We start from the raw sequence: 14,722 nt of genomic DNA, 5'->3' as shown, positions 1-14,722 counted from the left end.
CATGAGGCATGAGGCATGAGGCATGAGGCATGAGGCATGAGGCATGAGGCATGAGGCATGAGGCATGAGGCATGAGGCATGAGGCATGAGGCATGAGGCATGAGGCATGAGGCATGAGGCATGAGGCCGCGAGGGGAAAAGGTCGGGGCAGGGCGATGAGCGCATCGGACCGTCGCCGGAGCTGGGCGTGGGTACCCTGGGCGATGCGACGGAGTCTGACCGCCCCCGTGCCGCTTAGAGCGCGCTATCCTGAGCGACGCGGACAGACCGCGTACTGTCAACGGCCGCCGCGCCAGAGTAATATGTTGGAAAGGGGGGCGGGATGCGTCGAGAATAGTGCATTCTGTAGTGTGATGCTTATCGCATTTTCCCCGGGGTTTGACTAAAATGTCGCTACTGCCTGTTCTGGACCACTTCCAAAATGAACGAACTTGATACATCCCGCTCCGCGGCATGGCTAAGGGTTATTATTCTTGCCATCGCCGCTTTTATTTTTAATACCACAGAATTTATTCCGGTTGGCCTGCTGAGTGATATCGCCGGCAGTTTTGACATGCGCACCGAGCAGGTCGGCCTGATTATCACCATTTATGCGTGGATCGTCGCTTCCGCCTCGCTGGTGTGTATGCTGCTGACCAGCCGTATTGAACGGCGCAAGCTGTTGATTGGCATTGTGGTGCTGTTTATCTTTAGCCATATCCTGTCGGCCGTGGCGTGGAACTTCACCACGCTGGTGATTTCGCGCGCCGGCGTGGCGCTGGCGCATTCGGTGTTTTGGTCGATCACCGCCTCGCTGGCTATTCGCGTGGCGCCGCCCGGCAAGAAGGCGCAGGCGCTGAGCATGCTGGCGACCGGCACCGCGCTGGCGATGGTGTTAGGGCTGCCGCTGGGCCGGGTGATCGGCCAGTTCCTCGGCTGGCGCATCACCTTCGCGGCGATCGCCGTGTGCGCGCTGGTGGTGCTGGTGCTGCTGGCGAAATTGCTGCCGCTGTTGCCCAGCGAGCACTCCGGTTCGCTGGCCAGCGTGCCGCTTCTGTTTAAGCGTCCGGCGCTGGTCAGCCTGTATATGCTGGCGATTATCGTCGTGACCGCGCACTTTACCGCCTACAGCTATATCGAGCCGTTCATTCAGAACGTGGCTATGCTGCCGGCCAACTTTACTACGTTGATTCTGCTGCTGTTCGGCGCGGCCGGGATTCTCGGCAGCCTGCTGTTCAGCCGTTACAGCGACCGTTATCCGCAGGGCTTTATGCTGGGCGCGATGGCGCTGCTGATCATCAGCCTGCTGTTGCTGTTGCCGCTGTCCGGCCACAAGTCCAGCCTGCTGATTCTGTGCGTGTTCTGGGGCGTGGCGATTATGGCCATCAGCCTGGCGATGCAGGCGAAGGTGCTGAGCATGGCGCCGGACGCCACCGATATCGCCATGTCGATTCATTCCGGGCTGTATAACTTTGGTATCGGCGGCGGCGCGCTGCTCGGCAACCTGGTCAGTCTGCATCTTGGGATGGCGAATATTGGCTTTGTCGGCGCGCCGCTGGCCATCATCGCGCTGATCTTCTTCTACCTGCGGTTGTGCCGCACGCCGGACATCGTTCCTCACGAGGCTTCCGACCGTACGCACTAACGCCCTGCCGGCCGGCGGCTTGTCCGCCGCCGGTCAGTCGGCCGCCCCGCCGTCGAGCGCCAGCCAGCGCGCTCTGCTCATCCGGTATAAAACCTGACGCCGCAGCGGATGCCCTTCCGGCACCAGCGGATGATCGAAATCATCTTCAGCGCGGTGGGTCATGCCCAGGCTTTCCATCACGCGTCGGGAACGCACATTATGCGGCACGGTATTGGCGATAATTTCAGCCCGATCGGGCTGTTGAAAGCCTGAAGCCAGCGCCGCGCGCGCCGCCTCCACGGCATAACCTTGCCCCCAGGCGCGGCGATCGAGCCGCCATCCCACCTCGACGGCCGGCGTGAAATGGGCCGGGTAACCGACCTGCAGCAGCCCTACCGTACCGATAAAGGCGCGCGTATCGCGCCGCTCAACCGCCCAGAAGCAGAAACCATGGCGCTGATAATGGGCGATTTGTCGATCGATCCAGCCGTCGCTCTGCTGGCGCGTGGTCAGCGGCATCAGATAAGCCATAACGTCCTGATCGGCGCACAGGCCGGCAAACGGTCGGCGGTCGCTCTCCTGCCAGGGGCGCAGGATTAAACGGGGTGTGGCGATCATCTCCTCTTCCTCTTTCATGCCGGCGACGTATGCCGGCTTTTTCGTTGATCTCTAAGCGAATAATATCATGCTTTATCGGCCGTCCGGGCGTGTCGCCGGAGATATCCGCGGCGCCAGGGCATGTCTGCGCAGGATAAAAAAACGAACCGTCCGGTAATTTTGTGAGGCGATTCAAAAAAATCATCGGGCAGAGGGGAATAATTAACTAACCTTTGTGACGAGGCTAAAGGGTAAAGCCGGCCGCGACCGGCGCGCCATCCGGCATCGACACGAATACCGCCGACGGCGGCGTTTACTATTTTTCTCAGCGTAAATAAGGAGATATGACAATGACTGCGACTTCAGCCAGGCAAGACACTATTGCGCGTCAATGGTGGAAGGAGGCCGTTGTTTACCAGATCTATCCGCGTTCGTTCAACGACAGCAATGGGGACGGCATCGGCGATCTGAACGGTATTACGGAGAAGCTCGACTACCTGCAGCAGCTCGGCGTCAATGTCATCTGGCTTAGCCCGCACTTCGATTCGCCCAATGCCGATAACGGCTACGATATTCGCGATTACCGCAAGGTGATGAAGGAGTTCGGCACGATGGCCGATTTTGATCGGATGCTGGCCGGCATTCGGCAGCGCGGTATGCGTCTGATTATCGATCTGGTGGTTAACCACACCAGCGACGAACATCAGTGGTTCGTTGACAGTCGATCGTCGCGCGATGATCCGAAGCGCGACTACTATATCTGGCGCGACGGCAAGGGGGATAACCCGCCCAACAATTACACGTCGTTTTTCGGCGGCTCCGCCTGGCGCAAGGATGAACATACCGGCCAGTACTATCTGCATTATTTCGCCGTTAAACAACCCGATCTTAACTGGGATAATGAGCAGGTGCGGGAAGAGGTGTATCAACTGATGCGCTTCTGGCTGGACAAAGGGGTTTCCGGTTTTCGCATGGACGTCATTCCCTTTATCTCCAAACGGGACGGGCTGCCGGATCTCAGCGCGGAACAGCTCAGTCAGCCGGAAAAAAGCTATGCCTGCGGCCCCCGGCTGCACGACTACCTGCAGGAGATGAACCGTAAAGTGCTGGCGCATTACGACAGCATGACGGTCGGCGAAGCTTTTGGCGTGAGCTATGAACAGGCGCCGCTGTTTACCGATAGCCGGCGCAACGAACTGAATATGATTTTCCACTTCGACCTGGTGCGGCTGGATCGCGACGGCTGGCGTAAGACGCCGTGGACGCTGTCTCAGCTGCGCGCGGTTTTCGGTCGGCTCGATCAGGTGGCCGGCGAGCACGGCTGGAACACCAGCTTTTTAACCAACCATGATAATCCGCGCGCCGTCTCTCATTTCGGCGACGATAGCCCGCAGTGGCGCGCCGCCTCGGCCAAAGCGCTGGCCACCATGTCGCTGACTCAACGCGCTACGCCCTTTATCTATCAGGGCGATGAGCTGGGGATGACCAACTACCCGTTCGTCAGCAAAGAACAGTATGAAGATATCGAGGTGCGCGGGCTGTGGCAGGAACTGGTCGCCGGCGGCGAGGTGACGGAGAAGGAATTTCTCGATCATATGCGCTGCAACAGCCGGGACAACGCGCGCACGCCGTTCCAGTGGCGCGACGCGCCGCACGGCGGTTTTACTACCGGCACGCCCTGGCTGGCGGTCAACCCGAACTATCGGCAGATCAACGCCGCAGCGCAGCTTGACGACCCGGATTCGGTCTATCACTACTACCGCCGGCTGATCGCGGTGCGGCGCCGCGTGCCGGCGCTGATCTACGGCGCGTGGCAGGATCTCGAACCGAACAACGAGTCGGTCTTCGCCTATACGCGCACGCTGAATCAGGAACGCTATCTGGTGGTGATTAACTTTGCCCGTCAGTCGATTTGCTACCGCTTGCCCGCGGGGCTGTCGATCGGCGAATGCCTGCTGAGCTGCAATGCCGGGGCGGAAGCGGCGTGCGGCGACGTCAGTCTCGACCTGCAGCCCTGGCAGGCCGCGATCTATCGGCTGAGTTAAGCCGTCCCCTGCCTGCCGGCGGTTTTACTCCTCGCCCGCCGGCAGGCGGCTCCACTGCGCCAGCGAGCGCAGCGCGCGGTCGACTTCCTCGCTCCAGCCGAAGCCGGCGTTCAGTCGCAGGCAGTGATCGAAACGTCGGTCGGTGGAAAACAGATGGCCGGGGGCGATGCCGATGCCGTGCTCGCGCGCCAGCCGGAACAACTCGTGCGACGGCAGGCAATTCGCCGGCATCTCCACCCACAGCACGTAGCCGCCTTGCGGCGCGGAAACCCGTGTGCCGGCGGGAAAGTGGCGCAGCACGGCCGCGCGCAGCCGGACGATCTGCCGCGCCAGCTCGCGACGCAGCTGGCGCAGGTGGGCGTCGTAACCGCCGTTTTTGAGCAGTTCCGCCACGGCGGCCTGCGGCAGAATGCTGGTGCCCATGGTGGAGGTGTATTTCAGCGCGGCGATTTTTCGGCTCCATTGGCCGCCGCTCAGCCAGCCGATGCGCAGACCGGGCGCGATGGTTTTCGAAAAGCCGCTGCACAGGATCACCTGCGAACTGAAGGCGCGCAGGGGAAAGGGGCGCGCCGCGCCGAATGCGGTATCGCCGAAGGTATCGTCCTCAATGATGGTAACGCCGTATTGATCCGCCAGCCGGGTGAGGGCGGCCTTGTTCTCGTCGGTCATCGTGGTGCCGACCGGGTTATTGACGTTGGCCAGCGCCACCCAGGCCGTGACCACGCGCTGGCTGAACAGCGTCGCCAGCTGTTGCGCGTCGGTGCAGCCCTGCTCATCGCGGCCGACTTCCACCACTTTCAACCCCAGGTTGCTCAGCATCTGCAGCAGGACAAAATAGCAGGGCGAGTCCACCGCCACGCTATCGCCCGGCCGGGTGACGGCGCGCAGGGCCAGCGACAGCGCTTCGATACAGCCGTTGGTGACGATAATTTCTTCGGCCTTGAGGCTGCAGCCATAGTCCACCGCGCGGCGCGCGATCTCGGCCTGCAGCGGCGGGTAGCCTCCGCCTTTGATGGCGTTGCCCAACAGCTGCGGCTGGCGATAGCTGAGCTGGCGCATCAGCAGGCCGATTTTGCGAATGGGGTAGAGGCTGCCGGCGCCGTTCGCCAGGTCGAGCCGCACGCGGCAGTCGCTGCCGAGCATCGCCAGGTGCAGTTCGGTCTGCTGATCGAGCGGTGCGATGGTCACCGGCTGCAGCGGCGCGGCCGGCGCCTGTTCGGGCAGGGCGGCGTAAAAGCCGGACTTCGGGCGCGCCTGGGCATAGCGCTCGTCCTCAAGGGTGCGCAGCGCCTTGAGCGTGGTGGTCATACTGGAGCCGTACTGGGTGGCCAGCTTCCTGACCGACGGGAGCTTGCTCCCGGCAGGCAGCGTTCCTTCAAGGATTGACTGTTTCAGCTGTTCCGCTATCCGGCGGTAACGGCTCGTCTGTTCTGCCATCTGTTCTGCCTTATATCGTACCGAACTGTGCCTATCGTCCGGTCGGTTTTATCGTTACATTCCCGGTTGTGCCGGTCACTGAAGTATACCCGCCATACTTCGGGCTGCGGGGGCGTCGGCTGCGTTCAAATCCGTTTCCGACGAATTTACGCCTCGCCCGTCGCTTTTCCGCAGCCCGAATTATTCCGGGTATAAGCGTGCAATCAATTTAAATATCAATTGATTAATAAAATACACCCGCCGCACCCGGGGCGCAAAGTCGTTGCCGTCTTAACGACGCGCCGGGCTGATGGTGCGGCGATATTACGAATTTAACGGGAATAAATCATATGACGCTTTCGACTATCGATCCTGACATCGCCTCTCTGGTGTCTTGCGAGCTGCAGCGACAGGAAAATAATATTGAATTGATCGCTTCCGAGAATTATGTCAGTCCGGCGGTGCTGGAAGCGCAGGGGTCGGTGCTGACCAATAAATACGCGGAGGGCTATCCGGGCAAGCGCTACTACGGCGGCTGCCACGTGGTGGACAAAGTGGAGGCGCTGGCGATTGAACGCGCCTGCGCGCTGTTCGGCGCCGATTATGCCAATGTGCAGCCCCATTCGGGTTCGCAGGCCAACCAGGCGGTATTTCTGACCGTGCTGCAGCCCGGCGATACCATTCTCGGTATGGCGCTGGCGGACGGCGGTCATCTGACCCACGGCGCCAGCGTCAATTTCTCCGGCAAGATGTACCGGACCATTGCTTACGGGCTGGATGCGGTCAGTGAAGATATCGACTATCAACAGGTGGAACGACTGGCGCGCGAACACCGGCCGAAACTGATTATCGCCGGCGCCTCCGCCTGGTCGCGCACCTTCGATTTCGCTCGTTTTCGCCGTATCTGCGACGAGGTGAATGCGTATCTGATGGTTGATATGGCGCACTATGCCGGGCTGGTGGCGGCGGGCGTCTACCCTTCGCCGGTCGGCATCGCGGATTTTGTGACCACGACTACCCATAAAACTCTGCGCGGCCCGCGCGGCGGCTTGATACTGGCAAAAGCGCAATTTGGCGCGGCGCTGGATAAAACGCTGTTTCCCGGTTACCAGGGCGGGCCGCTGATGCACGTTATCGCCGCCAAAGCGGTAGCGTTTCGCGAGGCGGCGGACGACAGTTTCCGGCGTTATCAGCGCCAGGTGGTGGCCAACGCGCGGGAGATGGCCGCGACCCTGAGCCAGCGCGGGCTGCGCATCGTTTCCGGCGGCACCGACTGCCACATGTTTCTGGTCGATCTGAGCGCCAGAGGCATCAGCGGCAAAGACGCCGAAGCGTTGCTGGAAAGCGCCCACATTACGCTGAACAAAAATGCGGTGCCGGGCGACGTACAGAAGGCGAACGTCACCGGCGGGATCCGCATCGGTACGCCGGCTATCACTACGCGCGGTTTCGCCGTCGCGGAAGCGCGCATGCTGGCCGGGCTGATCGCCGATCTGTTGGATGCGCCGCAGGATGAAGCGGTGCTGGCGCGGGTGCGCGACGCGGCGTTGACGCTGTGCGCGCGTTTCCCGGTCTATCGCGCGGTGCGCTGACGCCCTCCCTCACCACGCCAGGCGGACGACGTTGCGCCCGGCTTACCGCCTCTGCCGGGCGAACCTGTGTTATGCGCGTCCGGCCGCGACGGCGCCTTTCCGCCGGCAGTCGCGGTTTTCCTGTCCATCGTCGGTTTGTCCGGGAATTAGATTAAATGTTGAGATCGGCCGGCTCTTTCGATTAAATCGATGTTATGTGTGTATTCCGGGCGAGGCCATGCGCGCCGTCGTCTCCGCGTCCCGGCATCTGATAAAGGGATAGGACTCATGCTGACATTACGCCAGATTCGCCATTTTATTGCCGTTGCCGAGACGGGGTCGATTTCCGCCGCGGCGCAGACGGCGTTTGTCTCGCAATCGTCGCTGACGCTGGCGATCCAGCAATTGGAAACCGAAACCGGCGTGCGCCTGTTTGAACGGCACGCCAAAGGGATGACGCTGACTCATCAGGGGCATCAGTTTTTACGCCAGTCTTACCTGATCCTGGCCACGGTGGAAAACGCCACGCGCAGCCTGCAGGTCGGCAGCGAAAGCATTACCGGCGCGCTGACCATCGGCGTGACCAGTCTGGTGGCGGGCTACTTTTTGGTCGATCTGTTAAAACGTTTCAAAGCGTCTTACCCCAATGTCACCGTACAGGTTGTGGAGGATGAGCGTCGCTATATTGAGCATCTGCTGGTGAGCGGAGAAATCGATATCGGGGTACTGATTCTCTCTAATCTGGAAGATCGCGACGCGCTGCAAACGGAAGTGCTGTCTCACTCTCCCTATCGTCTGTGGTTGCCGCCGCTGCATCCGTTGCTGGAACGGGACAGCATCAGCCTGGCCGATGTGGTCAATGAGCCGCTGATCCAGCTCAATGTGGACGAAATGGAAATTCACGCCCAGTATCTGTGGGCGAAGGCCGGCCTGAAACCGGAGATCGCGCTCAAAACCACCTCGACAGAGGCGGTTCGCAGTCTGGTGGCCGCCGGCATGGGGGTTTCCATCCAGCCGGATATGGCTTATCGCGCCTGGTCGCTGGAAGGCAATATGATCGAAGCCAGTAAGCTGACCGATCCGATCGAGCCGCTTGAAATCGGCCTGGCCTGGCGGCGCGGCAGCACCCGACCGCAGCTGGTGTCGCCCTTCCTCAGTATCGCGCGCGAAGGCGACGCGACGCGTAAATCCTTTTAGCACAAAATAGAGAGCATTCGATAAAATCGAATGCTCCATTCAGTAATTAACATTTGTTACCTTCCGTTAGCTTACTTATTGTGTGATTAACAAGTTATCACGTTGCTAATAATGCTTCTTGTACTCGTCGTATTTCAGGCTGCCGGGGCGCTGGCTTTGTTTCCCGGCCAGGGCATGGTTTCGCGCATAAAGGGCCAACGCTCTGCGTTGTTGAAAACGTTAATGTTTTGTCCCGAAACCCGAAGTATTTCGAGTGCGTATCGCCTAATCCAGAAGGAAATACCCAATGTCGGACGTGGATTTTGTCGCCAGCTTTTCCAGCCGCCATCTGATCAATGGGCAACTGGTCAGGGGAGAAGGGCCGGTACAGCAAATTTTTAATCCGGCCAGCGGCGAAATCGTCACGGAAATCGCGGAGACCTCCAGCGCGCAGGTCGCCCTGGCGGTCGAGGCCGGTCAGCAAACGTTCCGCCGCTGGGCGCGCACCACGCCGGCGTACCGTTCGGCGCTGCTGCTGCGCATCGCCGACGTTATCGAGCAGCAGGCTAAATCGCTGGCGGCGCTGGAGGCGCTCAACTGCGGCAAGCCGCTGCATCAGGCGCTGAATGATGATGTGCCCGCCGCGGTGGATGTATTTCGCTTCTTCGCCGGCGCGGTGCGCTGCCAGCAGGGGCAGTTGGCCGGCGAATATCAGGAGGGGCATACCTCGATGATTCGCCGCGATCCGCTCGGCGTGGTGGCGTCGATCGCGCCGTGGAACTATCCGCTGATGATGGCGGCGTGGAAAATCGCGCCGGCGCTGGCCGCCGGCAACTGCGTGGTGTTTAAGCCGTCCGAACATACGCCGCTTACTATTCTGGCGCTGGCGCCGGCGCTGAATGAGATCCTGCCGCCGGGCGTGCTGAATATCATTACCGGCAGCGGGGAGGGCGTCGGCAGCGCGCTGGTCGGCCACCCGCTGGTGCGTCTGGTGTCGGTGACCGGCGATATCGTCACCGGGCAGCGCATTCTGCAGGCCGCGTCGCGCAACGTTAAACGCACCCATCTGGAACTGGGCGGCAAGGCGCCGGTGATTGTGTGCGACGATGCGGATTTGGACGCCGCGGTACAGGCCATCAGCACCTGGGGTTATTACAACGCCGGCCAGGACTGTACCTCGGCCTGCCGGGTCTATGCTCAGGCCGCCATCTATCCGCGTCTGGTGGACGCGCTGGGCAGCGCGGTGGCCAATCTGCGTTTTGCCCGTAAGCAGGACGAGGAGAACGATCTGGGGCCGCTGATCAGCGCGCGCCAGCGCGATCGGGTTTCCAGCTTTGTCGAACGCGCGCTGAGTCAGCCGCATATCGAACTGATCACCGGCGCCGCCGCTCACTCCGGCTCCGGCTTTTACTACCAGCCCACGCTGCTGGCCGGCTGCCTGCAGAGCGATGAGATCGTGCAGCGCGAAGTATTCGGGCCGGTGGTCAGCATGACCCGCTTCGATACGCTCGACCAGGTGGTGGAGTGGGCGAATGATTCTGAATACGGACTGGCCTCCTCGATCTGGACGCAAAATATCGATATCGCCATGCAGGTCGCAGCCTGCCTGCAGTATGGCACCACCTGGATTAATACGCATTTTTCGTTAATTAGTGAAATGCCGCATGGCGGATTAAAACGATCGGGCTACGGCAGCGATTTATCCAGTTATTCATTACAGAATTACAGCGTAGTGCGACATATCATGGCCAGGTTTAAACAACAATTTTAATGATGGCTGTCTGCTGAAATTGATTGGGTATAAAGCACATCCGCTGATAATAAACGATGGCACCGTTCCTGCCATCACGACAATATTCACGACAGGAGTATTCTCATGGGGAAATCTACCGCAGTTGCCTCTTTTTCTGCAATTTGTCTGAGTATTCTATGCGGCATTCATAGTTCAAACGCCGCCGCGCCGGATTTAACCGGCAAGGGCGAAGGCCGCCTGGATATCGTTGCCTGGCCCGGCTATATCGAACGCGGCCAGAGCGATAAAAATTATGACTGGGTAACGCAATTCGAACAGGAAACCAGCTGCCAGGTTAATGTGAAAACCGCCGCCACCTCCGATGAGATGGTCAGTCTGATGGCCAAAGGCGGCTACGATCTGGTGACCGCCTCCGGCGACGCCTCGCTGCGTCTGATCGCCGGCAAGCGCGTGCAGCCTATCGATACCGGCGCCATCGCCAACTGGAAGAACGTCGATCAGCGTCTGATCAACGCGCCCTGGTACACGGTCAACGGTAAGGTTTACGGCACGCCTTATCAGTGGGGCGCGAATCTGCTGATGTTCAACAGCAAAATTTTCCCCGTGGCGCCGGAAAGCTGGTCGGTGGTGTTTAGCGAGCAGACGCTGCCCGACGGCAAATCCAATAAGGGGCGCGTACAGGCCTACGACGGGCCGATTTATATCGCCGACGCGGCGCTCTACCTGAAGAGCACGCAGCCCGGGTTGGGGATTACCGACCCCTATCAACTGAACGAAGAGCAGTATCAGGCGGTGCTGACCCTGTTGCGCAGCCAGCATGCGCTGATCCACCGCTACTGGCACGATACCTCGGTGCAGATGAGCGACTTTAAAAATGAAGGCGTGGCGGCGTCCAGTTCCTGGCCCTATCAGGCCAACGCGCTGAAAGGCGAGGGGCAGCCTATCGGTACCACGATCCCGAAAGAGGGCGTGACCGGCTGGGCGGATACCACCATGCTGGCCGCGGACGCGAAGCACCCGGTCTGCGCCTATAAATGGATGAACTGGTCGCTGGAGCCGAAGGTGCAGGGCGATATCGCGGCCTGGTTCGGCTCGGTGCCCGCCGCGCCGGCCGGCTGTCAGGCCAGCACGCTGCTGGGGGCCGGCGGCTGCGAAAATAACGGCGCCAGCTATTTCGACAAGATCGCTTTCTGGAAAACGCCGCAGGCCGAAGGCGGTAAATATGTGCCTTATAGCCGCTGGACGCAGGATTATATTGCGATTATGGGCGGACGCTAAAACGATATTGCCCGAATAATTCGGGTTGCAGAAAAGAAAATATAGCCAAGATAACGCAAATTGCAGAAATGCGGTGACGCAGCGACAAATTCGTCGGGAACGAATTTGTTCAGTCAACGGCTGACCTGCGGTGAGAGACAGGATGTCTCTTATTTATCCCCTGGCGCTTACACCGGTAAATGGCCGGGGGAGCGAAAATCTGCCGGGCGCAGATTGAAACGCCGCTGGCGGCGGCCCGGTAAGGGCGAGCCATCATGGATGGGGCGAGTAATAAAAAACGCACCTGCAGCTTGAGATATGAAGGGTATAAAGACGACGGGAAAGCTCTGTGGAATGCAGGGTTATATCGCGCGCCGGCGGCGGTTATTTATTTGCCGTCGGCGATATCGTCGTCCGACGTTTTTTTATTGAACGATGTATTACAAATAACCGCGCTTGCGCGGCTATTTGTCAGGAGTGTGTTATGTCCAATGCCGTGGAATTTATTGATGTGTGTCGTACCTTTGGCGACGTGCATGCCGTGGATCATGTGTCCATTGAAATAAAAGATGGCGAATTCTTTTCCATGCTCGGCCCTTCCGGATCGGGTAAAACCACCTGTCTGCGTCTGATCGCCGGTTTTGAACAGTTGACCTCGGGCTCGATCCGTATTCATGGCCAGGAGGCCGCGGGGCTGGCGCCCTACCAGCGCGATGTGAATACGGTGTTTCAGGATTACGCGCTGTTCCCGCACATGAGCGTGCTGGATAACGTGGCCTATGGCCTGATGGTGAAAGGCGTTGGTAAGAAGGAGCGGCGCGATCGCGCGCAAGAGTCGCTGGAGCGCGTGGCGCTGGGTTTCGTCGCCGGCCGTAAACCGGCCCAGCTTTCCGGCGGTCAGCGTCAGCGGGTGGCGCTGGCGCGGGCTTTAGTCAACCAGCCCAGCGTACTGTTGCTGGATGAGCCGCTGGGGGCGCTGGATCTTAAACTGCGCGAGCAGATGCAGGGCGAACTGAAAAAGCTGCAGCGCGAGCTGGGCATTACGTTTATTTTCGTTACCCACGATCAGAGCGAAGCGCTGTCGATGTCCGATCGCGTGGCGGTATTCAATAATGGCCGCATCGAGCAGGTGGATGCGCCGCGCGAACTTTATATGCAGCCGAAAACGCCGTTTGTGGCGGAGTTCGTCGGCACCTCGAATGTATTGCCGGCCGAACTGGCGCAGCGCCTGACCGGCGAAGCGGCCAGCTATGCCATTCGGCCCGAGCATATCTGGCTGACGGAATCCGCCGTCGGCGCCAGGAGCGGCGACATCAGCGTGTCGGCTCAGCTAAAGGATATTCACTATCAGGGCGCCGCCACGCGTTATGAATTAATGCTGCCGCAGGGCGAGCGCCTGCTGGTGAGCGAATCGAACGGCCAGAGCGGGGCGCAGCGTCCTCTGTTGTGTATCGGCCAGTTGGTGACCGCCTGCTGGGATCGCAGCGCGATGGTGACGTTGCAGGAGGCGCGCTGATGGATGAGGGCCTGATGGCGTCAACGCGCCGTACCGGCCGGCTGCACAGGCTGGCCCACTTTTTCTATCGTCGCCCCGGCTTTTATCTGGCGCTGCTGCTGATCCCGCCGCTGCTGTGGTTTGGCGCTATTTATCTCGGTTCGCTGCTGGCGCTGCTGTGGCAGGGGTTTTATACCTTCGACGATTTTACCATGACGGTGTCGCCGACGCTGACGCTGGCGAATATTCAGGCGCTGTTCAGCCCGGTCAATTACGACATTATTATCCGCACGCTGACGATGGCGCTGCTGGTATCGCTGTTTAGCGCCGTGCTGGCCTTTCCCATCGCCTGGTACATGGCGCGCTATACCCGCGGCCGGCAGAAGGCGTTTTTCTATATCGCCATTATGATGCCGATGTGGGCCAGCTATATCGTCAAGGCCTACGCCTGGACGCTGTTGCTGTCGCGCGACGGCGTGATTCAGTGGTTCCTGCAGCATCTCGGTCTTGAGTGGGTGCTGAGCAACATTCTGCTGCTGCCCGGCATCGGCGGCAATACGCTGTCCACCTCCGGGCTGGGGCGTTTTCTGGTGTTCGTCTATATCTGGCTGCCGTTTATGATCCTGCCGATTCAGGCCGCGCTGGAGCGCCTGCCCAACTCGCTGCTGCAGGCCTCGGAAGATCTGGGCGCGCTGCCGCAGCAAACCTTCCGCTACGTGGTGCTGCCGCTGGCGATACCGGGCATCGCCGCTGGTTCGATCTTTACCTTCTCGCTGACGCTCGGCGACTTTATCGTGCCGCAGCTGGTGGGGCCGCCGGGCTTCTTTATCGGCAATATGGTTTATTCCCAGCAGGGGGCGATCGGCAATATGCCGATGGCGGCCGCGTTCACGCTGGTGCCGATTGTTCTGATTGCGCTTTATCTGGCGCTGGTTAAACGACTGGGGGCTTTCGATGCACTCTAAACGCGCGCCGCTGTTGTTGAAATTGTCGGCATGGGCCGGGGTGCTGTTTCTGCACTTCCCGCTGATTATCATCGCCGTCTACGCCTTTAATACCGAGGACGCCGCCTTCAGCTTTCCGCCGCAGGGCTTCACGCTGCGCTGGTTCCGGCTGGCCGCCGAGCGGCAGGATATTCTGCAGTCCGTCGGCCTGTCGCTGAAAATCGCCGCGATGGCCACGCTGCTGGCGCTGGTGCTCGGCACCCTGGCGGCCGCCGCGCTCTACCGGCGCGATTTTGCCGGCAAAAACAGCATAATGCTGATGTTTATGTTGCCGATCGCGCTGCCGGGCATCATTACCGGCCTGTCGCTGCTGTCCGCCTTCCGTTCTGTGGATCTCGAACCGGGCATGCTGACCATCGTTATCGGCCACGCCACCTTTTGTATGGTGATTGTCTTTAACAATGTGATCGCGCGCTTTCGGCGGATCTCGTACCCGCTGATCGAAGCCTCGATGGACCTGGGCGCGGATGGCTGGCAGACGTTTCGCTACATTATTTTGCCGAATCTGGCCACCGCATTGCTGGCCGGGGGGATGCTGGCGTTCGCTCTTTCATTCGATGAAATTATCGTCACCACCTTTACCGCCGGGCATGAGCGCACGTTGCCGATCTGGCTGCTGAATCAACTGGGCAGGCCGCGCGATGTGCCGATAACCAACGTAGTTGCGCTGTGCGTCATGCTGTTGACCATGCTGCCGATTCTCGGCGCCTGGTATCTGACCAAAGACAGCACGGACGTCGCAGGCGATGGTAAATGATGCCCGGATTCAATGAAATAATCACGGGCCATCGCGTGCGCGCATCGG

At 60.1% G+C, this 14,722-nt stretch carries 11 protein-coding genes; 9 read left to right on the top strand and 2 right to left on the bottom strand.

All coding sequences use genetic code 11. The features are described from left to right. The first annotated feature begins 421 nt into the window (after positions 1 to 421). Positions 422 to 1,624, top strand: coding sequence for a sugar transporter (locus tag FJU30_RS24105; protein ID WP_150437503.1), 1,203 nt, complete (start codon positions 422 to 424; stop codon positions 1,622 to 1,624). A 33-nt stretch (positions 1,625 to 1,657) separates the two neighbouring features. Here the strand turns inward: FJU30_RS24105 and FJU30_RS24100 are convergent, their stop codons facing one another. Continuing rightward, entirely contained in the window at positions 1,658 to 2,221 is a 564-nt protein-coding gene (locus FJU30_RS24100) for a GNAT family N-acetyltransferase (RefSeq protein WP_150437502.1), read from the bottom strand. Positions 2,222 to 2,550: 329 nt separating this feature from the next. On the opposite strand from FJU30_RS24100, the gene FJU30_RS24095 reads away from it, so the two are divergent. Then, positions 2,551 to 4,245, top strand: coding sequence for a glycoside hydrolase family 13 protein (locus tag FJU30_RS24095; RefSeq protein WP_223881692.1), 1,695 nt, complete (start codon positions 2,551 to 2,553; stop codon positions 4,243 to 4,245). A 24-nt stretch (positions 4,246 to 4,269) separates the two neighbouring features. Here the strand turns inward: FJU30_RS24095 and FJU30_RS24090 are convergent, their stop codons facing one another. Then, the gene (locus tag FJU30_RS24090; RefSeq protein ID WP_150437500.1) at positions 4,270 to 5,682 is read right to left on the bottom strand and encodes an aminotransferase-like domain-containing protein; all 1,413 of its coding nucleotides are present in this window, start codon (positions 5,680 to 5,682) and stop codon (positions 4,270 to 4,272) included. 329 nt (positions 5,683 to 6,011) lie between these two features. On the opposite strand from FJU30_RS24090, the gene glyA reads away from it, so the two are divergent. The 7 genes from glyA (at position 6,012) to FJU30_RS24055 (ending at position 14,674) form a co-directional block, all read left to right on the top strand. Next, positions 6,012 to 7,253: a serine hydroxymethyltransferase gene (gene glyA, locus FJU30_RS24085; protein WP_150437499.1), complete on the top strand. Its 1,242-nt coding sequence runs from the start codon at positions 6,012 to 6,014 to the stop codon at positions 7,251 to 7,253. 267 nt (positions 7,254 to 7,520) lie between these two features. Further along, positions 7,521 to 8,429 carry a LysR substrate-binding domain-containing protein gene (locus FJU30_RS24080; RefSeq protein WP_150437498.1) on the top strand — a complete coding sequence of 303 codons (909 nt, stop codon included), beginning with the start codon at positions 7,521 to 7,523 and terminating at the stop codon, positions 8,427 to 8,429. Positions 8,430 to 8,715: 286 nt separating this feature from the next. Then, positions 8,716 to 10,179, top strand: coding sequence for a gamma-aminobutyraldehyde dehydrogenase (locus FJU30_RS24075; RefSeq protein ID WP_150437497.1), 1,464 nt, complete (start codon positions 8,716 to 8,718; stop codon positions 10,177 to 10,179). Positions 10,180 to 10,284: 105 nt separating this feature from the next. Next, entirely contained in the window at positions 10,285 to 11,439 is a 1,155-nt protein-coding gene (gene ydcS, locus FJU30_RS24070) for a putative ABC transporter substrate-binding protein YdcS (RefSeq protein ID WP_150437496.1), read from the top strand. Between the two features lie 463 nt (positions 11,440 to 11,902). Continuing rightward, entirely contained in the window at positions 11,903 to 12,934 is a 1,032-nt protein-coding gene (locus FJU30_RS24065) for an ABC transporter ATP-binding protein (protein ID WP_150437495.1), read from the top strand. After that, a complete protein-coding gene (locus FJU30_RS24060; RefSeq protein ID WP_150437494.1) occupies positions 12,934 to 13,878 on the top strand; it encodes an ABC transporter permease in 945 nt (314 codons plus the stop codon). Before FJU30_RS24065 ends, FJU30_RS24060 begins: the two co-directional genes overlap by 1 nt. Continuing rightward, positions 13,868 to 14,674, top strand: coding sequence for an ABC transporter permease (locus FJU30_RS24055; protein WP_150437493.1), 807 nt, complete (start codon positions 13,868 to 13,870; stop codon positions 14,672 to 14,674). The genes FJU30_RS24060 and FJU30_RS24055 overlap by 11 nt, the downstream gene beginning before the upstream one ends. Positions 14,675 to 14,722: the final 48 nt, after the last annotated feature.

The organism is Affinibrenneria salicis, from assembly GCF_008710095.1.
This window is presented reverse-complemented; position numbering and strand designations above follow the sequence as displayed.